The following is a 21,261-nucleotide window of genomic DNA, read 5'->3' on the forward strand; positions in this document are numbered from 1 at the left end:
GGCCACACGAAGTGGCCGAGTCCGGGGGTTAGTAGGTGTACACGCCGCGGCCGGTCTTGCGGCCGAGCTGGCCGGCCGCGACCATTTCCTTCAGCAGCGGGCAGGGGCGGTACTTGGAGTCGCCGAACTGCTCCAGGTACACCTCCATCACCGCCAGGCACACGTCCAGGCCGATCATGTCGGCCAGCGCCAGCGGGCCGATGGGCTGGTTGCAGCCCAGCTTCATGCCGGCGTCAATGTCTTCCGCCGTGGCGATGCCTTCGGACAGCACGAAGAAGGCCTCGTTGATCATCGGCACCAGGATGCGGTTGACCACGAAGCCCGGGGCGTTCTTCACCGTGATCGGCGACTTGCCCAGGCGCTCGGCCAGCTCCTTCACCGTGTCGTGCGTGGCGTCGCTCGTGAGGTAGCCGCGGATCAGCTCCACCAGCGCCATCATCGGCACCGGGTTGAAGAAGTGCATGCCGATGAAGCGGTCGGCGCGCGAGGTGGCTGCGGCCAGCTGCGTGATCGAGATCGAGGAGGTGTTCGAGGCGATGATGACCTCGGGCGCCAGCATCTCGTCGACCTGCTTGAGGATCTTGAGCTTGAGCGCGTGGTTCTCGGTGGCGGCCTCGATGACCAGCTGGGCGCCCTTCAGGTCTTCGTAGTTCGTCGAGCCCTGGATGAGCGCCAGCGCGGCGGTCTTCTGCTCGGCGGTGAGCTTTTCCTTCTTGATCAGGCGGTCGAGGCTGCCCGACACCGTGGCCAGGCCCTTGTCGACCGCCGCCTGGGCGATGTCGACCATCACCACCTTCACGCCGGCCACCGCGCAGGCCTGCGCGATGCCGTTGCCCATCGTTCCGGCGCCGATGATGCCTACAGTCTGGATAGCCATGAGAGAACTCCTTGGAGAAAGCAAAAAGAAAGGGGAGCGCGCGGCTGGCCCGCGGCAAGAACATCGATTGTGAAGCAGCCCCGCGCCCGCGCCGTTCCCGCGTGCGACACCGGCGGCTGCAGGTGGCTTACAGTCCTGCGGTTGCTTTTTCCCGCCTTTTTCGACTTCCGACCATGACCACCCTCGGCACCCCCCTTTCCCCCTCCGCAACCCGCGTGATGCTCCTGGGCTCCGGCGAACTCGGCAAGGAGGTGCTGATCGCCCTGCAGCGCCTCGGCGTCGAGACCATCGCCGTCGACCGCTACGAGAACGCCCCCGGCCAGCAGGTGGCGCACCATGCCCGCACCATCACCATGAGCGACCCGGCGCAGCTCAAGGCGCTGATCGAGGCCGAGAAGCCCGCGCTGGTGGTGCCCGAGATCGAGGCCATCGCCACGCCCATGCTGCAGGAGCTGGAAGAGGCCGGCACCGTGCGCGTGATCCCCACGGCCCGCGCCGCCCGCCTGACCATGGACCGCGAGGGCATCCGCCGCCTGGCCGCCGAGACGCTGGGCGTGCCGACCAGCCCCTACAAGTTCTGCGACTCGCTGGCCGAGCTGCAGGCCGCCATCGACGCGGGCATCGGCTACCCCTGCATCGTCAAGCCCGTGATGAGCAGCTCCGGCAAGGGCCAGAGCAAGATCGACGGCCCCGCCGACGTGCAGAAGGCCTGGGACTACGCCATGGCCGGCGGCCGCGTGAGCCACGGCCGCGTGATCGTCGAGGGCTTCATCGACTTCGACTACGAGATCACGCTGCTGACCGTGCGCGCCAAGGATGCCGCCGGCAACATCGAGACCAAGTTCTGCGACCCCATCGGCCACGTGCAGGTGAGCGGCGACTACGTCGAAAGCTGGCAGCCGCACCCCATGGCGCCCGCGGCGCTGCAGAAGGCGCAGCACATCGCGCAGGCCGTCACGGCCGACCTGGGCGGCCAGGGCCTGTTCGGCGTGGAGCTCTTCGTGAAGGGCGACGAGGTCTGGTTCAGCGAAGTCAGCCCGCGCCCGCACGACACCGGCATGGTCACCATGGCCACCCAGTGGCAGAACGAGTTCGAGCTGCACGCGCGCGCCATCCTCGGCCTGCCGGTCGACACCTCTCTCAAGAGCCCGGGCGCCAGCGCGGTGATCTACGGCGGGGTGGACGCCACCGGCATCGCCTTCGACGGCGTGGCCGATGCACTGCAGGTGCCCGGCAGCGAAGTGCGCCTGTTCGGCAAGCCCGAGAGCTTCACCAAGCGCCGCATGGGCGTGGCGCTGGTGCACGCGGCCGACACCGACACGGCCCGCAAGCTCGCGAAAGAAGCCGCCTCCCGCGTGAAGCCCCGGAAGTAAGCTCGCCCCCAGGCTTCGCTCACTTCGTGTCGCTACGCCAACCCCCCGCCGGGGGCGACACCGGCGGCCCGGCAAAGCCGGTTCCGCGGTGTCCCTGGCCCGGGCCGTGGCGGCGCGTGGGCCTCGCGAAGGAGGAGCCTCCGCGATAGATGTAGCCAGTTTCCGCAAGCCGTGTCCTGGCGCGCGCGGGCATGGTGCGGTGGCTTGCCGGGCCCGGTCGGGGTGCGGGTGCATGCGGATACCGCAAGCGCCCGATGCCTCCCACACTGGACGCTCGCAACGATCCACCGGAGACACCATGCTGCATCCCCAGGCGCGCGCCCTGCTGGACTTCATCGAGGCACGCGGCATCCCGCCGACGCACACCCTGTCGCCCGCCGACGCGCGGGCCTTCTACCGCGAGCGTCGCACCGCCACGCAGCCGCTGCCGCCCGAGGTGGCCGAGGTGCGCGACCTCGCTGTCGACGGTCCGCACGGCGCCATCCCGGTGCGCCTGTACCGTCCGATGGGCTCTGGCGTGGGGCCTCTGCCGGTGCTGGTGTACTACCACGGCGGCGGCTGGGTCATCGGCGACCTCGACACGCACGACGTGCTGTGCCGCCAGCTGGCCAACGGCGCGGGCTGCGCGGTGGTCGCGGTCGACTACCGCATGGGCCCCGAGCACCGCTTTCCCGCCGCCGTCGACGACGTGCTGGCCGCCACCCGCTGGGTGCGCCGCGAGGCCGCGGCGCTGGGGCTCGACGCGAACCGCCTGGCCGTGGGCGGCGACAGCGCGGGCGGCAACCTCGCGGCGGTGGTGTCGATCGCCGCGCGCGACGCGGGCGACCTGCCCATCGTCTACCAGCTGCTGATCTACCCGGCCACCGACATGCGGCGCGGCCACGCATCGCACCAGAGCAATGGGCAGGGCTACCTGCTCACGGCGGACACCATCCGCTACTTCCACGACCACTACATCACCGACCCGAAGCACGACCTCGACTGGCGTGCCTCGCCGCTGCTGCATCCCGATCTTTCGAGGCTGCCCCCGGCATTGGTGCTCACCGCCGGCTACGACCCGCTGCGCGACGAAGGCGCCGCGTATGCGCAGGCGCTCACGGCCGCGGGCAACAGCGCGGTCTACGTGTGCTTCGAGCGCCAGATCCACGGCTTCGTGCCGATGGGCAAGGTGCTCGACGAGGCCAATGCGGCGGTCGAGCTGTGCGCCGCCGAGCTGCGCCGCGCGTTCGCGGCGGCATAGGGAAAGTCCTCGCGCAAATCGGCGCAAACCCATATCGCGCTGGCGGCCTGCGCCGCTACGATCCAGCCAACAAAGGACGCCGCCACGAAGCGGCAGTCCACCGATGCAGGAGACAAGCACCATGCAGCGAACGAGGACGACGCCGCCCGCGCGCGGTGCCGAGAGGCAAGGCGAACGCCTGATGTGGCTCACGCCGCATCGCGTGTTCTACGCAGGCCTGCTCGGTGCCGCTGCCGAGCGCACGATGGGCGGGCACGGCGTGTACGTGTCGCCCGTCGGCGCGCCGCCCACGCGCATCCGCATCGGCGGCGGAGCCTGGATGAGCGGCGAGTTCATCGTGGTGCCGCCGCACGTGCCGCACGAGGTGGAGACCGCGCATCCGCTGATCTTCAACCTGCTGATCGAGTCGGAGTCGGTCGACCCGGCACGCATGCCGGCCTTCCTGCAGCACTGCGGCCCGGCCGATGCGCCGGCCTTCGTGCAGCGCGTGCGCGAGGCCCATGCGAACCTGCTCGCCGCCTCGGCGCGAGGCATGAACTTCGAGGGCTTCGACTTCGACACGATGTTCTTCGGCGAGCCGCTCGCGCCGCGCGCGCTCGATGCGCGCATCCGCAAGGTGGCCGACGCCATCAACGCCGACCCGGCTGCGCCGGCCTCGGCCGAGGAGTGGGCGGCCTCGGTGCACCTGTCGTTCTCGCGCTTCCTGCATCTGTTCAAGCAGGAGACGGGCATGGCCTTCCGCGCCTTCAGGGCCTGGAAGCGTGCGCGCAGCCTGCTGCGCTATGTGCGCCAGAGCAGCACGCTGACCGACATCGCGCTTGACACCGGCTACCCCGACTCGACGCACTTCAGTCATTCGATCCGCCAGGTCTACGGCCTCAAGCCCAGCGACATCGTGGCCGGCTCGCGCCGCCTCGTGCTGCACGACGCGGCCGGCGGCAGCGGCGGCTTCACCCGGCAATGAACGCGGCGGAACAGAGTCCATGCAGATTCTTCAGCTGCTGCTGTCGGGCATCGCGCAAGGCTGCATCTACGGCCTGATCGCGCTGGGCTTCGTGCTCATCTACAAGGCCACCGAGACGGTGAGCTTCGCGCAGGGCGACCTGATGATGCTCGGCGCCTTCGGGGCGTTCGCGGGCATGTCGCTCTTCGGCATGCCCTTCTGGCTGGCGGCCATCCTCGCGGTGGTGGCGATGGCGGCATTCGGCGTGCTGCTGGAGCTGGTGGTGATCCGGCCGATCCTCGGGCAGCCGCAGTTCTCGATCGTGATGCTGACCATCGGCATCGCGTACGTGGCGCGCGGGCTCGTCACCATGGTGCCGGGCATCGGCACAGAGACGCACACGCTGGCCGTGCCCTACAAGGACCAGATCTGGAAGCTGGGCGAGCTGGTGGTGAACCTGGAGCAGTTCGTGATCATCGTGGCCACCGCCATCCTGTGCGGCCTGCTGTTCGCGATGTTCCGCTACAGCAAGCTGGGCATCGCGATGCAGGCCTCGTCGCAGAACCAGCTCGCGGCCTACTACATGGGCATTCCGGTGAAGCGGCTCAACGGGCTGGTGTGGGGGCTCGCGGCGGCGGTGGCGGCCATCGCGGGCATGCTGCTGGCGCCCATCACCTTCGTGCACGCGAACATGGGCTTCATCGGGCTCAAGGCCTTTCCGGCGGCGGTGGTGGGCGGCTTCGGCAGCCTGCCGGGCGCGATCGTCGGCGGGCTGGTGATCGGCATCGTCGAATCTTTCGCGGGCTTCTACCTGCCCGACGGCTTCAAGGACACGGCGCCGTACATCGTGGTGCTGCTGATGCTCATGATCAAGCCGAACGGCCTGTTCGGCGAGAAGCTGCGCAAGAAGGTTTAAAGAATGCGCCCCCACGCTCGTCACTTCGTGTACTCGCTGCCCCCCGAGGGGGCGCAGGTCCGCCCTGGGGCGGCCCGGCGACGGACCTGAACCATGCGCTTCATCTTCAAAACGAGTTACGACCAGGACATCCGGCTCGCCAAGCACGGCGGCCATGTGTTCTGGTACGGGCTGCTGGCGGCCTTCCTGCTCGCGGCGCCGTGGGTCATCGACGAGTACTGGCTCGCGCAGCTGACCTTCGTGCTGATCTACGGCATCGTCGGCCTGGGGCTGATGCTGCTGGCGGGCTTCACGGGCCAGTTCTCCATCGGGCACGCGGCGTTCCTCGGCGCGGGGGCGTACACGCAGGGCGTGCTGACGAACATCGGCGTGCCGTTTCCGCTGGCACTGGTCGCGGCCGCTGCGCTGTCGGCGGCGGTGGGCGTGGTGGTGGCCCTGCCGGCGCTGCGGGTGAAGGGCATCTACCTGGGCATCGCGACGCTGTCGTTCGGCTTCATCGTCGAGGAGGTGTTCGCGCGCTGGGAGAGCATGACGGGCGGCAACGCGGGGCTGCACGTCAAGTCGCCGCAGCTCTTCGGCTGGTCGCTGGGCTCTGGCGAAGGCTTCTACTTCCTCTGCCTGGTGGTGGCGGTGCTGGCGACGCTGGGCATCCTGAACCTGCTGCGTTCGCCGACGGGGCGGGCCTTCGTCGCGATCCGCGATTCGGAGATCTCGGCGCAGAGCATGGGCATCCATCTGGCGCGCTACAAGACGATGTCGTTCGCGATCTCGGCCGCGCTCGCGGGGCTGGGCGGCGCGCTGTATGCGCACAAGCTGAGCTTCATCTCGCCGGACCAGTTCAGCATCCTGCAGTCGATCGACCTGCTGCTGATGGTGGTGATCGGCGGGCTGGGCTCGGTGCACGGCGCGTTCCTGGGCGCGATCTTCCTGATCGCGATGCCGCAGCTGATCTCCATCGGCAAGGACTGGCTGCCTGCCGCGATCGGACAGGCGCCGGGCCTGCAGGGGCTGGTGTACGGCCTGGTGCTGATCGCCTTCGTGCTGTTCGAGCCGCTGGGGCTGTACGGGCGCTGGCTGAAGATCCGCACCTGGCTGCAGCTGTTTCCGTTCTACCGCAAGGGTCTGTTCAAGCGGCAGAAGTCCTTCACCAAGTCGGATCGACTGAAATGACACTCCCCCAGGCTTCGCGCACTTCGTGTCGCTTCGCCAACCTCCTCGCCGGGGGCGACACCTGCGGCCCGGCAAAGCCGGCTCCGCGGTGTCCTGCGAATGCCGAGTGGCAATCCTGCGCGCCGGCGCGTGACGGAGTACAGCGTTGAGCGGCGACATCCTCCTTTCCGCGAAGGAGCTGAGCGTTCGCTTCGGCGGCGTGCTCGCGGTCAACAAGGTGAGCTTCGACGTGCGGCGCGGCGAGGTTTTCACGCTGATCGGGCCGAACGGTGCGGGCAAGACGACGGTGTTCAACCTGATCAGCCGCATCTACACGCCGACCACCGGCGAGATCGTGTGGCACGGCGAAGCCGGAAGGCCGATCGCGCTGACGCAGCAGGCGCCGCACGCGATTGCGGCACTGGGCATCGCGCGCACCTTCCAGAACATCGAGCTCTTCGAGCATGCGACGGTGCTGCACAACCTGCTGATCGGCCGCCACACGCACCGGCGGACGGGCTTCTGGAGCGAGGTCTTCTTCACGCCGGCCACGCGGCGCGCCGAGATCGCGGCGCGCGAGAAGGCGGAGCAGGTGATCGACCTGCTGGACCTGCAGCACCATCGCGACTCGATGGTCGCGGGGCTGCCCTATGGCGTTCGCAAGGTGGTGGAGCTGGCGCGTGCGTTGTGCACGGAGCCGAAGCTGCTGCTGCTCGACGAGCCTTCGTCCGGCCTCAACGTGGAGGAGACGGCGGACATGGCCTTCTGGATCCAGGACATCCAGCATGAGCTGGGCGTGTCGGTGCTGATGGTCGAGCACGACATGTCGCTTGTGTCGAAGGTATCGGACCGGGTGCTGGCTATGAACCAGGGCGAGGTGCTGGCTACTGGCTCTCCCGGCGAAGTGCAGGCTGATCCTCGTGTTGTCGAGGCCTATCTGGGGACCGTGGACGACGTGAGCAGTTTGAGGAGGGTGGCGGCGTGAAAGCTTCGTTCGTTGCCTCTTTGGGGGCGCCCGGCATGCGGTGCGGCGCGGCCGCCCCCACTATGCCGGCCGCTTCGCGGCTACCCTGCGGTGCTCGCGTTTCGCGGGGTCTCGCAGAACTCGCTTCGCTCAAACAGCTGCGAGCCCTTGTCCGCGAAACGCTGCGCTCCTCGGCGGCACAGAGGGGGCGGCCGCGCCGCACCGCACACCGGGCTTGGCTGGGTGGTGGAGGGCGGACATGAGCGACACAGTCCTCCAGCTCATGAACGTCGAGAGCGCCTACGGCCCGATCAAGGCCATCAGGGGCGTGAGCCTCAGGGTTCGCAAGGGCGAGATCGTGACGGTGCTCGGCTCGAACGGCGCGGGCAAGACGACGATCCTCAAGACCATCTCCGGGATCATCGATCCGCGCAAGGGCAGCATCGAGTTCCAGGGCGCGGACATCACCGCCAAGGACCCGGCCTACATCGTCCAGCAGGGCCTGAGTCACGTGCCTGAAGGCCGCGAGGTGTTCCCGCTGCTGTCGGTGAAGGACAACCTGCTGATGGGCGCCTACACCCGCAAGGACCGCGACGGCGTGGCGCGCGACATCGAGACGGTCTTCGGCTACTTCCCGATCCTGCGCGAGCGCGCGGCGCAGGACGCGGGCCTGCTGTCGGGCGGGCAGCAGCAGATGCTGGCGATCTCGCGCGCGATCATGGCGGCGCCGCATCTGATCCTGTTGGACGAGCCCAGCCTCGGCCTCAGCCCGAAGCTGACGAAGGAGATCTTCGAGATCGTGGTGCGCATCAACCGCGAGCGCGGCACCACGATCCTGCTGGTGGAGCAGAACGCCAACATGGCGCTCAACGCGGCGGACCACGGCTACGTGCTGGAGAACGGCCGCATCGTGATGGAAGACTCCTGCGAACGCCTGAGGGAGAAGGAGGACATCAAGGAGTTCTACCTCGGCATGAAGGACGACGGCGTGCGCGGCGAGCGGCGCTGGAAAAAGAAGAAGACCTGGAGATAGTCGCCATGCAGCAAGGACTCTGGGACCTGAAAACCTTCGCGCCGAAGCTCGACGTGGTCGTACCCGGCGACACCATCCCGGCGATGTTCTGGAACGCCGTGAAGCAGCGCGGCGACAACATCTGGATGCGGCAGAAGAAGCTCGGCATCTGGCGCAGCTGGAGCTGGCACCAGACGGCCGACGCGGTGCGAGAGATCGCGGCGGGACTGCAGGCCATCGGCTTCGCGCCGGGCGAGTGCGCGTCGATCCTGTCGAACACCGTCATCGAATGGGTGCTGGCCGACCTCGCGGTGCTCAGCTGCGGCGGCGTGTCCAACGGCATCTATCCGACCGATGCCGCCTCGCAGGTGCACTACCTCTGCGAGGACTCGCGCACCACCGTGCTCTTCGTGGAAGACGACGAGCAGCTCGACAAGGCGCTGGAGGTCCGCGCCGGCCTGCCGGGGCTGCGCCGCGTGATCGTGTTCGACATGGAGGGCCTGCGCGAGCTCGACGACGCGGGCGTGATGAGCCTCGACGCGCTGCGCGCCCTCGGCCGCGAACGCCTGGCGACCGACCCGCAAACCGTGGAGCGCACGGTCGCGGCCTGCCGTCCGGAAGACCTGGCCATCCTCGTCTACACCTCGGGCACCACCGGCAAGCCCAAGGGCGCGATGCACAGCCACGCGGGGCTGGTGTACACGGCGCGCGGCTACAACACGCTGGTGGCGCAGGACGACAAGGACGAGCGCATGTGCTTCCTGCCGCTGTGCCACATCGCCGAGCGCATGGGCGGCGAGTATTTCGCGATGTACACAGGCTCGATCCTCAACTTCGTCGAGAACCCGGAGACGGTGCCCGAGAACGTGCGCGAGATCGCACCCACCGTGTTCACTGCGGTTCCGCGCGTGTGGGAGAAGTTCTATTCCGGCGTGATGATCGCGCTGAAGGAAGCGAGCCCGCTGCAGCAGGCGGCCTACAGGTGGAGCATCGGCGTGGGTGAACGGATCGCCGAGCGCGTGCTGGCAGGCCAGCCGGTGGGGGCAGGGCTGAAGCTCAAGTTCAGGCTGGCGCGCGCGCTTGCGCTGGACAACGCGCGCAAGCTCATCGGCATCCACCGCTCGCGCTTCCTGGTGACGGGCGCGGCGCCCATCTCGCCGGAGCTGGTGAAGTGGTACCTCGCGCTGGGCGTGCCGATGCTGGAGGTGTGGGGCATGACGGAGTCGTGCGGCGCCTCCACCGCGGTGCCGGCCGCACGCATCAAGCCGGGCTCGATCGGGCCGGCCACCAGCTACAACGAGGTGCGCGTGGACCCGGCCACCGGCGAGATCCTGGTGCGCGGCCCCAATGTCTTCATGGGGTACCTCAACCTGCCGGAGAAGACGGCCGAGACCATCGACGCCGACGGCTGGCTGCACACCGGCGACGTGGGCGTGATGGACGAGGACGGGTATTTCCGCATCACCGACCGCATGAAAGACATCATCATCACGGCGGGCGGGAAGAACGTGACGCCCAGCGAGCTGGAGAACGAGCTCAAGTTCAGCCTCTACATCACCGATGCCGTGGTCATCGGCGACAGGAGGCCCTACCTCACGGTGATCGTCATGATCGACCAGGAGAACGTCGAGAAATTCGCGCAGGACAACGACGTGCCGTTCAGCAACTACGAGAGCCTGACGCGCGCCAAGGAAGTGCAGGAGCTGATCCAGGGCGAGATCGATCGCGTCAACGCCAAGTTCGCCCGCGTGGAGCAGATCAAGAAGTTCTTCCTGCTGGAGACGCAGCTCAGCGCCGAGGACGAGGAGCTCACGCCCACGATGAAGCTCAAGCGCAAGCTGGTGCAGGCCAAGTACGCGCAGCGCATCGAGGCCATGTATGGATAAGGCTCGCCCCCAGGCTTCGCGCACTTCGTGTCGCGCACGCCTTCCCCCTAGCGGGGGCAACACCAGCGGCCCGGCAAAGCCGGTTCCGCGGTGTTTCTGGAAAAGGCCAGGCAGTGTGTTTTTCAACAGGCAAGGAGACAACGCAATGACGAAGCTCAAGACACTGACGACGCTGGCGGTGCTGGGACTGACCGCGACGCTCGCGTCCGCCCAGCAGCAACAGGGCGTGACCAAGGACGAGATCCGCATCGGCACCATCCAGGACCTGTCGGGCCCGCTCGCGGGCTTCGGCAAGCAGGCGCGCAACGGCATGCAGCTGCGCGTGGACGAGCTCAACGAGCAGGGCAACGTCAACGGCCGCAAGCTCAAGCTCTTCGTGGAGGACTCGGGCTACGACCCGAAGAAGGCGGTGCTGGCGGCCCAGAAGCTGGTGAACCAGGAGAAGATCTTCATCATGGCCGGCCACATCGGCACGGCGCAGAACATGGCGGCGATGCCGGTGCAGTTCGACAAGAACGTCATCAACTACATGCCCATCACCGCGGCGCGCGAGATGTACGAGCCGCTCAACCGGCTGAAGTATTCGTTCGCGGCCACCTACTACGACCAGATCCGGCTGGCGCTGCCGAAGATGATCAAGGACAAGGGCGCCAAGAAGGTCTGCACCATCTACCAGGACGACGAGTTCGGCCTGGAGGTGCAGCGCGGCGCCGAGGCGGGCCTGAAGGCCGCGGGCATGGAGCTGACGGAGAAGACATCGTTCAAGCGCGGCGCCACCGACTTCAGCTCGCAGGTCGCGAAGATGAAGGCCGCCAACTGCGACCTCGTGGTGCTCGGCACCATCATCCGCGAGACCATCGGCACCGTGGGCGAGGCACGCAAGACCGGCTTCAACCCGACCTTCCTGGGCTCCAGCGCGGCGTACACCGACCTGATCCACAAGCTCGGCGGCAAGGCGATGGACGGCATCTACGCCACCATGACCGTGCAGAACCCCTACACCGACGAGCAGTCGCAGCCGCTGCGCTTCTGGGCCAACAAGTACAAGACCAAGTTCAACGAGGATCCGACGGTGTTCTCGGTGTACGGCTACGTGATCGTCGACTCGTTCATCAAGGCCGCCACCAAGGCCGGCCCGAACCTCACGACCGACAGCTTCATCAAGGCCATGGACAGCATGACCTTCGAGCCCGACATGTTCGGCAGCCCGAAGAGCACGTACACGGCGACGAAGCGGCTGGGCAACGACCAGTCGCGCCTGTCGCAGATCAAGGACGGGAAATGGGTCGTCGTGTCTGACTATGTGACACCATAGCGGGCACCATGCCCAATTACTGGTTGATGAAATCCGAGCCCGACGAGGTCTCGATCGACGATGCGCTCGCCGCGCCCGATGCCACCGTGGCCTGGACCGGCGTGCGCAACTATCAGGCACGCAACTTCATGCGCGACGGCATGAAGGTCGGCGATGGCGTGCTGTTCTATCACTCGAGCTGCCCGGAGCCGGGCATCGCCGGCATCGCGCGGGTGGCCTCGGGCATCAAGCCCGATCCGACGCAGTTCGACCCGAAGTCGCCCTACTACGACGCGGCGTCGAAGAAGGACGATCCGCGCTGGCTGCTGGTGGATGTGCAGGCGCTGCGCAAGACGCGCCTGCTGGCGCTGCCCGAGTTGCGCGCCAGCCCCGAACTGGCCGAGCTGGTCGTGCTGCGCAAGGGCAACCGGCTGTCGATCACGCCGGTGGAGCCGGCGCACTGGAAGATCATCGAGAAGATGCTGGCCTGATCCAGCTGCCGGCTGTCGGCTTTTCAGCCGAGCTTGTTCAGGATCGGGAACAGCTTGCCGAGCCCGTCGGCCATCACCTCGACGGCGAGCGCGGCGAGGATCAGGCCCATCAGCCGGGTCATGATGTTGATGCCCGTCTTGCCCAGCACGCGTGCGATCGGCTGAGCGAGCGAGAAGGCCAGGGCGGTGGCCAGCGCCACCACCACGCCGTAGCCGACCAGGATCGCCAGCTCCCACAGGTGCTGCGCCTTGTCGGCGTAGATCACCACGGTGGAGATGGTGGCCGGCCCGGTGAGCAGCGGGATGGTGAGCGGCACCACCGCGATCGACGCGCCCATCGACGCCTTCACCTCGGTGGCGCGCAGCTCCTCGACGTTGGTCTTGCTCTCGGCAGGCTTGGCATTGAGCATCGACAGCGAGCTCATGAGCAGCAGCAGCCCCCCGCCGACCTGGAAGCTCGCGATGGAAATGCCGAAGAAGGACAGCAGCTGCAGCCCCAGCAGCGCGCTCACGGCGATCACCACGAAGGCGCTGAAGGCCGACATGCGCACCGTGTGGCGGCGTTGCGCGTCGCTGTAGCCCTGCGTGTAGTGGATGAAGAAGGGCACGATGGCCAGCGGGTTGACGATGGCCACCAGCGTCACCAGCGGCTTGATCAGGTCCATCGAGGTGCTCATGCTCAGCGGCCTCCGGTGACGTCGAGCAGGGCCGTGGTGGTGTAGCTCGCCTCGGGCGAGAGCAGCCACAGGATGGCGCCGGCGATCTCCTCGGCGGTGCCGGTGCGCTTCATCGGCACGGTCGGTGCGAGCTCGAAGGCGCGGTCGGGCAGGCCGCCCGAGGCGTGGATCTCGGTGTCGATCAGGCCGGGGCGCACCGCGTTGACGCGGATGCCTTCCTCGGCCACTTCCTTGGCCAGGCCAATAGTGAAGGTGTCGATGGCGCCCTTGCTCGCGGCGTAGTCGACGTACTGCCCCGGCGAGCCCAGCCGCGCAGCGCCGCTGGAGATGTTGACGATGGCGCCGCCCGAGCCGCCGTAGCGCGTGCTCATGCGCCGCACCGCCTCGCGCGCGCAGATGAAGCTGCCGATCACGTTGATGCGGAACATGCGCTCCAGCCGCGCGAAGCTCATTTCGTCGACGCGCGCAGTCACGTCGACCACGCCGGCGTTGTTGACCAGCCCGGTGAGGCGGCCGAAGCGGGCATCGACCTTCCGGAACATGGCCAGGACCTGTGCCTCGTCGCCCACGTCGGCCTGCACGGCCATGGCGTTGCCGCCGTTGTCGCGGATGGTGCGCACCACCTCGTCGGCGGCCAGGGAGTTGGTGGCGTAGTTGACGGCCACTGCGTAGCCGCGGCTGGCCGCGAGCAGGGCCGTGGCGGCGCCGATGCCGCGACCGCCGCCGGTGATCAATAGCACCTGGTCCAAAACCTACCTCCTGCAGAGAAACTGCGTGTCAGTTAAAACGACTGGCTTGGATTACATCACCGGGGGCATGCGCATGAGCACCAAGACGATCGACTATTACTTTGCGCCACAGAGCCCATGGACCTACCTGGGGCATTCCCGCTTCGAGGCGATCGCCGCGTCCGCCGGTGCCACGGTGCGGGTGCGGCCCATCGACATGGGCAGCGTGTTCCCGGTGTCGGGCGGGCTGCCGCTGGGCAAGCGGGCGCCGCAGCGCCAGGCCTATCGGCTCGTCGACCTGGCGCGCTGCTCGAAATACCTGGAGCTGCCGCTGAACGTCAAGCCGAAGTTCTTCCCGGTGGCGAGCGACGACGCGGCGCGTCTCATCATCGCGGTCGACATGCACGACGGCACCGAGGCCGCGATGCGCATGTGCTCGGCGGTGTTCCAGGCCGTGTGGGTGCAGGAGCGCAACATCGGCGATCCGAAGGTCCTCGATTCGCTGGTGGTCGAATGCGGGCTGTCGCCCAAGCGCGGCGAGCAGTCGCAGAGCCAGGCGGTGCAGGAGCGCTACGAGGCCTACACGCAGGAGGCCATCGACATCCAGGTGTTCGGCGCGCCGAGCTACGTGATCGACGGCGAAATATTCTGGGGGCAGGATCGCCTCGACTTCGTCGAGAGAGCGCTGCGCGCGTAGGCCGGCAAATCATTCATTCGGTCCTCCCTTTCTTTATTCATTCATTCATCCGTTTGCCATCAAGGAGCAAGAAAACATGGGTCAATTCATCGATCTCAAGGCCAAGGACGGCCTGAGCTTTCCCGCCTACGTGGCCGAGCCGGCCGGCAAGCCGCGCGGCGCGGTGGTCGTGGTGCAGGAAATCTTCGGCGTGAACTCGCACATCCGCTCCGTGGCCGACGGCTACGCGGCCGAGGGCTACCTCGCCGTGGCGCCGTCGACCTTCCAGCGCGTCAAGCCGGGCGTCGAGCTCGGCTATTCGGAAGACGACATGAAGAACGGCTTCGGCCTGAAGACGGCGGTCGAGGCGCTGCCGGCGCCGGGCGTGCTGCAGGACATCGAGGCCGCGATCGCCTATGCGTCGAAGGCGGGCAAGGTCGGCATCGTCGGCTACTGCTGGGGCGGCCTGCTGACCTGGCGCGCGGCCGCGCTGCTGCCGGGCCTGTCGGCGGCGGTGCCTTACTACGGCGGCGGCATGACCTCGCCCGAGGAAACGGCGCGCCAGCCCAAGGTGCCGGTGCTGGCGCACTTCGGCAACCAGGACCACTGGATTCCGCTGGACACCGTCGAGGCGTTCAAGAAGGCGCATCCCGAAGTGGAAGTGCACGTGTACCCCGTGGGCCACGGCTTCAACTGCGACCAGCGCGGCTCCTATGACGCCGACGCGGCCAAGCTGGCGCGCGAGCGCACGCTGGCGTTCTTTGCGAAGCACGTCGGCTGACCCGCTACGGCTAAGAAGGGAAAAGCCCGGCATGCCGGGCTTTTTTCACGGTGCCGGTTTCCGCCTGGGGCCGTGCCCGTCGCCCACGCGGGTCTGCAGGAAGTCGAGCAGGGCCCGCAGCGCGGCGCTGTTGTGGCGCCGCTGCAGGTACGCCGCCGAGAGCCACATGTCCTTGCGCGTGTAGTCCTGCAGCACCGGCACCAGCTCGCCGTGCTCGATGTGCGACTGCACGAGGATCGAGGGCAGGTAGATCACGCCGAACCCGCGCATCGCCACGCGGATCAGCGGCGCGCCCTCGGTGCAGTCCATGCGGCTCTTGACGTGGACGTCCAGCGGCTGGCCGCCGTCGTCGAAGCGCCAGACAGGCTGGGCGCCGAGCAGCGAGTGCGTAAGGGCTTCATGGTTGGCCAGGTCGCGCGGGTGCTCGGGCTTGCCGTGCTTCTTCCAGTAGATGGGCGAGGCGCAGACCACCATCTCCATGCGCCGGAGCTTGCGCACGATCAGGTTGGCGTCTTCCACCGGGCCGCTGCGGATGTCGACGTCGATGCCCTCCTCGGCGAGGTCGACGGTGCGGTTGGTCAGCTGCAGGCTGATGCTCACGTCGGGGTAGTAGCGCATGAAGTCGGCCAGCAGGTTCGGGAACTCGCCGTTGCCCATGCCGTGCGGCGCCGAGATGCGCAGCCGCCCGCCGGGCTGGCTGGCGCGCTCCTGCAGTTCGGCCTGTGTGAGCTCGACCATCTCCAGCACCGGGGTGCTGCGCTCCAGCAGCAGCTGGCCGGCGTCGGTGAGGCTCACCGAGCGGGTGGATCGGTTCAGAAGTCGCACCCCGAAGCGGGTTTCCAGCTCGGCCACATACTTGCTCACGGTGGCCTTCGACATGTCCAGCCTCTTGGCTGCCTGGGAGAAGCTGCCGTGCGAGGCGACCTCCCGGAAGGTTCTGATCAGATCGAGGCTGTCCATGTGGATGGGTCCATTGTTTCCGTTTTGGGAACGCGATGGTTCGATTCTCCCGGGTTTTTCCTGACCGGTCTGGGCGACACTTGAGCTACGCGCCGACGTCGCCAGCCCGGCTGGGCCGTTGGAAGGAACTGGAATGAAGACCCCGAAGATCATCGCCGCCGCTGCCCTGTCGCTCCTCGCCGCTTCCGGCGGCGCGCTGGCGCAGGGCTTCGAGCCTGTCCAGCCGCTCAAGGCCGTCACCAGCCGCAGTGCCGTGGCGGCCGAAGCCGATGCCGCGGCGCGCGACGGCAATGTCTATGGCGACGTGGTCGCGGCGCCGCTGACCTCCCGGCCCAGTTCCCGTGACCTGGCCTCGGTCCGCGCCGAGGCTGTGGCCGCCGCCCACGCGCCGAACCAGAACCTGGACCGCCGCGCCTTCGTCAACAGCGAAGTGCCACCCCAGTTCCAGCGCGCCGGACGCTAGGCCGGAAGTCTTCCCTCAGCCAGGGCCGGGCCGGTGCGAACCGGGCCCGGCTTTTTGCTTTGCATGCCTTCATGTCGGCATTGTTTCAATAGAGGAAACACGGTGTCTCTGAACCGAGTGTTCCGGCAACGCAGTTCCCCCGGAAACTCGCCGCACAGGCTCGCGGACCAGCAGGCCTGGTGGACGAACCATCCAACGAACACCCTAGGAGAAATGAACATGAAGACCTCGCAAATCCTCGCTGCCGCCACCCTCGCCCTGCTCGCCGCCACCGGCGCCCAGGCTGAAACCTACCAAGGCGTGAACACCGCCGTGTCGACCAAGAGCCGCGACGAAGTCAACGCCGAAGCCGTGCGTACCGCAGCGGCTCCGAACCAGAACGTCGTGCGCGGTTCGCGCGGTGCCGAAACGGTTGCCGTGTCGAAGGACCGTTCGATCGTCGAAGCCGAAGCCGTTCGCACCGCCTACGCTCCCGACCAGAACGTGACCAGCGGCTCGCGCGTCAACAGCAAGGTCGTCTCGACCATGCCCCACCCGATGGACGTGCGCGTCCAGGCCCAGCAAGGCGCCGGCGCCACCGCCAAGTAATTGAAGCGGTCCTCCGGACTGCAGCAATGAAAAAGGGCCACGCGAAAGCGTGGCCCTTTTCTTTTGGCGCGAAGCCTGGGTTCAGCGCGTGCGGGCGAGGTAGCGCTTGCGCCAGAACACGATCACCAGCAGCACCGCGATGACCAGCATGGAAGTCATCGCGATCCAGAAGCCGTCGGCCTTGTGCACCAGCGGGATGAATTCGAAGTTCATGCCGAAGATGCCGGCGATGAGGTTCAGCGGCAGGAACACGGCGGTGAGCACCGTCAGCACCCGCATGATGTCGTTGGCGCGGTGCCCCTGGACGCTGAAGTGCATCTGCACGGCCGTCTCGGCGTTCTGCTCCAGCCGGTGCACGTGGTGCACCACGCGCTCGATGTGCTCGAGCACGTCTCGGCTGCGGATCATGATGAGTTCGCGCTCGCGCTGCTCCACCTCGCCCTTGGGCACGGGGAGCGTCTCCAGCGAATCGATCCAGTCCTGCATGGCGGCGCGCTGGTCCTCGCAGATCTCGTCGAGGTGGTGCAGCGACTGGCGCGCCTCCATCAGCGCGCCCCAGTTGGTGAAGCGGCTGCGCGGGTCGATCAGCTCGCTCTGCCAGTGGTCGAGTTGCTTGGTGAGCTCGCGTCGCAGGTCGAGGTAGCCGTCGACGATCTGGTTGATGACGCGAAGCATCAGGTCCGCAGGGCTGGTCGGCAGGCGGGCCGAGGTGGCGCGCACGTCGAGCGCCGGGGCGCCGCCGTCGGGCGAGGCGGCGGCCAGCAGCCGGGCGGCGAAGGCGTCGCGCACTGCGCCGTCTTCCGGGTGCACCGAGAGCAGCACCCGGTCGAACACCGCGAAGCCGACCGGCCGGGTGTCGACACGGCGCAGCACGGGCGGGCCGCTGCGCGGCTGGCGGGGAGTCGCAGCCGGTGCCGGCACTGGCGGGGCCTCGTTGGTGCTGCCCTTGCCGTTGCCTAGCGCCGCCTGGCCCTGACCGTTGGCCAGCCGCCGGAACACCAGCACGTCGTACAGCGAGGTGTAGTCGTAATGCGAAGGAAGCTGGTCGTTGAGCAGGTCGGCCACGTGCAGGTCGACCAGCTGCGTCTTGCACAGCGTCTGCAGGATCTGCTGCACCTCGGCCAGCGAGGAGCGGAATTCATCCCGCGTGAGCGAGATCCAGAGATAGCCGCTGGCCCCGCAGGCACCCGGAACCGCGAGCGGTGCCAGCGCGGCGTGTTCGCTGACCTGCGAGCGGTTGATTTCGAAGATGCGCATGCCCGGTTGCCGGCGCGCCGTTACTTCTGCAGCAGGCGCGCGGCGTCGAGCGCGAAATAGGTCAGCACGCCGTCGGCGCCCGCGCGCTTGAAGGCCAGCAGGCTTTCGAGCACCACGGCGTCGTGGTCGAGCCAGCCGTTCTGGGCGGCGGCCTTGAGCATGGCGTATTCGCCGCTGACCTGGTAGGCGAAGGTGGGCACGCGGAACTGGTCCTTCACGCGGCGCACGATGTCGAGGTAGGGCATGCCGGGCTTCACCATCACCATGTCGGCGCCTTCGGCGATGTCGATGGCGACTTCGCGCAGGGCCTCGTCGCTGTTGCCGGGGTCCATCTGGTAGACCTTCTTGTTGCTCTTGCCGAGCGTGGCGGCCGAGCCCACGGCGTCGCGGAAGGGGCCGTAGAAGGCGCTGGCGTACTTGGCGCTGTAGGCCATGATGCGCGTGTGGATGTCGCCGCGGGCCTCGAGGGCATTGCGAATCGCGCCGATGCGCCCGTCCATCATGTCGCTGGGCGCCACGATGTCCACGCCGGCCTGCGACTGGGCGAGCGCCTGCTTCACCAGTACTTCGACGGTCGCGTCGTTGAGGATGTAGCCGGTGTCGTCGAGCAGGCCGTCCTGGCCGTGGCTGGTGTAGGGGTCGAGGGCGACGTCGGTCATCACGCCCAGTTCCGGAAAGCGCGACTTCAGCGCCCCCACCACGCGGGGAATCAGCCCGTCGGGGTTGAAGGCCTCGCGGCCGTCGGGCGTCTTGAGGCTGGCGTCGATCACCGGGAACAGCGCCATCACCGGAATGCCGGCTGCTACGCACTGCTCGGCCACGGGCAGCAGCAGGTCGAGGCTCAGGCGGTCCACGCCGGGCATCGAAGGGACGGCGTCGCGGCGTTTCTCGCCTTCCTGGACGAAGACCGGGTAAATCAGGTCGTTGGTCGTCAGCGCGTGCTCGCGCACCAGGTTGCGGGTGAAAGCGTCGCGGCGCAGGCGCCGCGGCCGCCCGGCGGGAAACATGGCCAGGGGGGAAGATGATGACGTCATATTTACAAAATTGTGCCTGAACCGTCTGTTTACGACTCCCTTGGCACGGGCGTTCGGTTGTCTGACAACTACGGAAAATAGTAGAACCAAGGTTTTCAGTTTTTTGCTTTAAATGTCAAAGAAAGTGGCCCAGTCGCTTGAAACCTTGTTTCGTCTTTGTTAAATTCTGAAGCGGGCGGCTTGCCGCCCCCCGCTTTTCCTCCCTGAGCGGGTGCCTTGATGTGTGACAGCAAAAGGGCTTCCCAGCCCGACGTGAAGACGTCGGGCTTTTTTTTGCCTGTCGTACGAGTGAATCGCCGCCCGAACAGAGCGGTGCCGCGGGGAGGGCGCCACTAAACTGCCCCCATGCTCTGGGTCAAATCTCTACACATCGTCTTCATCGCAAGCTGGTTCGCGGGGCTGTTCTACCTGCCGCGGATCTTCGTGAACCTGGCGATGGTTCCTCCCGAGTCGGTGGCGGAGCGCGAACGCCTGCTGCTCATGGCGCGCAAGCTCCTGCGGTTCACGACCTTCCTGGCGGTTCCCGCGATCGGCTTCGGCCTGTGGCTCTGGCTGGGCTACGGCATCGGGCGCGGCCCCGGCAACGGCTGGATGCACGCCAAGCTCGCGCTGGTGCTGGTGGTGATCGGCTACCACCACGGCTGCGCGGTGCTGCTGCGCCGCTTCGTCGCCGGCGAGAACCGGCGCAACCACCGCTGGTTCCGCTGGTTCAACGAACTGCCGGTGCTGCTGCTGCTGGGCATCGTGATCCTGGTGGTGGTCAAGCCCTTCTGAGCCGGCACCGGGGCACACGGTGGATCGGCCGCAGCACAAGTCCGCCGCGCTCCCGCTGGCGCTCGCCTACGGGGCGCTGATCGTCTACGCCAGCCTGTACCCGTTCGCCGACTGGCGCGACCAGGGGATCGCGCCCTGGGCGTACCTGTGGGCTCCCTGGCCCAAATACTGGACGGGCTTCGATTTCGCGGTGAACGTCGCGGGCTACGTGCCCTTCGGCTTCCTTTGCGCCCTGGCGGTGCTGCGGACCGGGAAGGCCTCCCGCGTCTGGCACGCGGTGGCCCGGGCCACCGTGGCGGGGGCGGCGGTCTCCTTCGCCATGGAGACGCTGCAGAGCTACCTGCCGGCGCGCATTCCTTCCAACGTGGACCTGGGGCTCAATGTTTCGGGCGCGCTCGCCGGCGCCGTCGTGGCGGCGGGGCTCGAGAGGCTGGGGGCCGTGGCGCACTGGAGCCGGGCGCGCTCGCAGTGGTTCGCCGAGGACTCGCGCGGCGCGCTGGTGCTCCTGGCGCTCTGGCCCTTCGCGCTGCTCTTTCCGGCCGCCGTCACTTTCGGGCTGGGGCAGGTGTTCGAGCGGCTCGAGGTGGCGATCTCCGAGTGGCTTCTCGACACGCCCTTCATCGACTGGCTGCCGCTGCGACAGTTCGAACTCGAGCCGCTGGTGCCGGCGGTGGAACTGCTGTGCGTGATGCTGGGCGCGCTGGTGCCATGCCTGCTGGGCTACCTGGTGGCGCGCTCGGTGGTCCAGCGCGCGGTGCTGCTGCCATTGACGCTGCTGTCGGGCGTCGCGGCCTCCGCGTTGTCGGCGGCGCTGAGCTACGGGCCGGAACACGCCTGGGCCTGGCTGGGGCTGCCGGTGCAGGTCGGCATGGCGGCAGCGCTCTTCGCCGGCGTGCTGCTGCTGTTCGCGCCGCGGCGCCTGTGCGCGGCGCTGCTGCTGATGGGGCTGGTGCTGCAGCTGAGCCTGCTGAACCAGGCGCCCGAGAGCGCGTACTTCGCGCAGACGCTGGCCACCTGGGAGCAGGGGCGCTTCATCCGCTTCCACGGGCTGGCGCAATGGCTGGGCTGGGTGTGGCCCTATGCGGTGCTGGTCTACGTGGTGGCGGCCCTGTCGCGCCGCGGGCGGCGCGATGCGGCTCCTGTGGGCTGAGGGTGCGGATTGCTCGGACGTCGACATG

The 21,261-nt window shown here is 67.7% G+C and carries 22 protein-coding genes; 16 read left to right on the forward strand and 6 right to left on the reverse strand.

Annotation, left to right across the window (positions count from 1 at the left end; all coding sequences use genetic code 11):
- Window positions 1-28: 28 nt before the first annotated feature.
- Window positions 29-877: a 3-hydroxybutyryl-CoA dehydrogenase gene (locus G369_RS0130095; RefSeq protein WP_019657789.1), complete on the reverse strand. Its 849-nt coding sequence runs from the start codon at window positions 875-877 to the stop codon at window positions 29-31.
- A gap of 173 nt (window positions 878-1,050) precedes the next feature.
- On the opposite strand from G369_RS0130095, the gene purT reads away from it, so the two are divergent.
- From purT to G369_RS0130145, 10 genes are all read left to right on the forward strand, one after another.
- Window positions 1,051-2,250 carry a formate-dependent phosphoribosylglycinamide formyltransferase gene (purT, locus tag G369_RS0130100; RefSeq protein ID WP_019657790.1) on the forward strand — a complete coding sequence of 400 codons (1,200 nt, stop codon included), beginning with the start codon at window positions 1,051-1,053 and terminating at the stop codon, window positions 2,248-2,250.
- Window positions 2,251-2,548: 298 nt separating this feature from the next.
- Window positions 2,549-3,490: a LipP1 family hormone-sensitive lipase gene (gene lipP1 / locus G369_RS0130105; protein WP_019657791.1), complete on the forward strand. Its 942-nt coding sequence runs from the start codon at window positions 2,549-2,551 to the stop codon at window positions 3,488-3,490.
- Window positions 3,491-3,611: 121 nt separating this feature from the next.
- On the forward strand, window positions 3,612-4,454 hold the full coding sequence (locus tag G369_RS0130110) for a helix-turn-helix domain-containing protein (protein WP_026346755.1): 843 nt from the start codon (window positions 3,612-3,614) through the stop codon (window positions 4,452-4,454).
- Between the two features lie 19 nt (window positions 4,455-4,473).
- Window positions 4,474-5,349 (forward strand): branched-chain amino acid ABC transporter permease, encoded by an 876-nt coding sequence (locus tag G369_RS0130115; protein WP_019657793.1) that lies wholly within the window; start codon window positions 4,474-4,476, stop codon window positions 5,347-5,349.
- A 93-nt stretch (window positions 5,350-5,442) separates the two neighbouring features.
- A complete protein-coding gene (locus G369_RS0130120; RefSeq protein WP_019657794.1) occupies window positions 5,443-6,519 on the forward strand; it encodes a branched-chain amino acid ABC transporter permease in 1,077 nt (358 codons plus the stop codon).
- A 145-nt stretch (window positions 6,520-6,664) separates the two neighbouring features.
- Window positions 6,665-7,483, forward strand: coding sequence for an ABC transporter ATP-binding protein (locus G369_RS0130125; protein WP_019657795.1), 819 nt, complete (start codon window positions 6,665-6,667; stop codon window positions 7,481-7,483).
- A 238-nt stretch (window positions 7,484-7,721) separates the two neighbouring features.
- A complete protein-coding gene (locus G369_RS0130130; RefSeq protein WP_019657796.1) occupies window positions 7,722-8,495 on the forward strand; it encodes an ABC transporter ATP-binding protein in 774 nt (257 codons plus the stop codon).
- A 5-nt stretch (window positions 8,496-8,500) separates the two neighbouring features.
- Window positions 8,501-10,360 (forward strand): AMP-dependent synthetase/ligase, encoded by a 1,860-nt coding sequence (locus G369_RS0130135; RefSeq protein ID WP_019657797.1) that lies wholly within the window; start codon window positions 8,501-8,503, stop codon window positions 10,358-10,360.
- A gap of 145 nt (window positions 10,361-10,505) precedes the next feature.
- Window positions 10,506-11,675: an ABC transporter substrate-binding protein gene (locus tag G369_RS0130140; protein ID WP_019657798.1), complete on the forward strand. Its 1,170-nt coding sequence runs from the start codon at window positions 10,506-10,508 to the stop codon at window positions 11,673-11,675.
- Window positions 11,676-11,683: 8 nt separating this feature from the next.
- Window positions 11,684-12,145, forward strand: a complete 462-nt coding sequence (locus G369_RS0130145; RefSeq protein WP_019657799.1) for an EVE domain-containing protein — start codon at window positions 11,684-11,686, stop codon at window positions 12,143-12,145.
- Between the two features lie 23 nt (window positions 12,146-12,168).
- Here the strand turns inward: G369_RS0130145 and G369_RS0130150 are convergent, their stop codons facing one another.
- Both G369_RS0130150 and G369_RS0130155 read right to left on the reverse strand, forming a co-directional pair.
- Window positions 12,169-12,822, reverse strand: a complete 654-nt coding sequence (locus G369_RS0130150) for a MarC family protein (protein WP_019657800.1) — start codon at window positions 12,820-12,822, stop codon at window positions 12,169-12,171.
- 2 nt (window positions 12,823-12,824) lie between these two features.
- Window positions 12,825-13,571, reverse strand: coding sequence for an SDR family oxidoreductase (locus G369_RS0130155; RefSeq protein WP_019657801.1), 747 nt, complete (start codon window positions 13,569-13,571; stop codon window positions 12,825-12,827).
- A 73-nt stretch (window positions 13,572-13,644) separates the two neighbouring features.
- On the opposite strand from G369_RS0130155, the gene G369_RS0130160 reads away from it, so the two are divergent.
- Complete coding sequence (locus G369_RS0130160; RefSeq protein ID WP_026346757.1) at window positions 13,645-14,247, forward strand: 2-hydroxychromene-2-carboxylate isomerase; 603 nt, start codon at window positions 13,645-13,647, stop codon at window positions 14,245-14,247.
- 76 nt (window positions 14,248-14,323) lie between these two features.
- On the forward strand, window positions 14,324-15,007 hold the full coding sequence (locus G369_RS0130165) for a dienelactone hydrolase family protein (RefSeq protein WP_019657803.1): 684 nt from the start codon (window positions 14,324-14,326) through the stop codon (window positions 15,005-15,007).
- A 45-nt stretch (window positions 15,008-15,052) separates the two neighbouring features.
- Here G369_RS0130165 and G369_RS0130170 read toward each other — a convergent pair whose 3' ends face one another.
- On the reverse strand, window positions 15,053-15,967 hold the full coding sequence (locus tag G369_RS0130170) for a LysR family transcriptional regulator (RefSeq protein WP_019657804.1): 915 nt from the start codon (window positions 15,965-15,967) through the stop codon (window positions 15,053-15,055).
- Between the two features lie 133 nt (window positions 15,968-16,100).
- Here G369_RS0130170 and G369_RS0130175 point away from each other — a divergent pair, with 133 nt between their 5' ends.
- Complete coding sequence (locus G369_RS0130175) at window positions 16,101-16,430, forward strand: hypothetical protein (RefSeq protein WP_019657805.1); 330 nt, start codon at window positions 16,101-16,103, stop codon at window positions 16,428-16,430.
- Between the two features lie 219 nt (window positions 16,431-16,649).
- Window positions 16,650-17,018, forward strand: coding sequence for a hypothetical protein (locus G369_RS0130180; protein WP_026346758.1), 369 nt, complete (start codon window positions 16,650-16,652; stop codon window positions 17,016-17,018).
- Window positions 17,019-17,099: 81 nt separating this feature from the next.
- Here G369_RS0130180 and G369_RS0130185 read toward each other — a convergent pair whose 3' ends face one another.
- Entirely contained in the window at window positions 17,100-18,275 is a 1,176-nt protein-coding gene (locus tag G369_RS0130185) for a magnesium transporter CorA family protein (protein ID WP_019657807.1), read from the reverse strand.
- A 20-nt stretch (window positions 18,276-18,295) separates the two neighbouring features.
- Complete coding sequence (gene hemB / locus G369_RS0130190) at window positions 18,296-19,282, reverse strand: porphobilinogen synthase (protein WP_026346759.1); 987 nt, start codon at window positions 19,280-19,282, stop codon at window positions 18,296-18,298.
- A gap of 372 nt (window positions 19,283-19,654) precedes the next feature.
- On the opposite strand from hemB, the gene G369_RS0130195 reads away from it, so the two are divergent.
- Window positions 19,655-20,083 (forward strand): CopD family protein, encoded by a 429-nt coding sequence (locus G369_RS0130195; RefSeq protein WP_019657809.1) that lies wholly within the window; start codon window positions 19,655-19,657, stop codon window positions 20,081-20,083.
- Between the two features lie 19 nt (window positions 20,084-20,102).
- Window positions 20,103-21,233, forward strand: coding sequence for a VanZ family protein (locus G369_RS0130200; protein WP_019657810.1), 1,131 nt, complete (start codon window positions 20,103-20,105; stop codon window positions 21,231-21,233).
- Window positions 21,234-21,261: the final 28 nt, after the last annotated feature.

Origin of the sequence: Variovorax atrisoli 110B (assembly GCF_000382045.1) — a bacterium.
Lineage (GTDB): Bacteria > Pseudomonadota > Gammaproteobacteria > Burkholderiales > Burkholderiaceae_C > Variovorax > Variovorax atrisoli.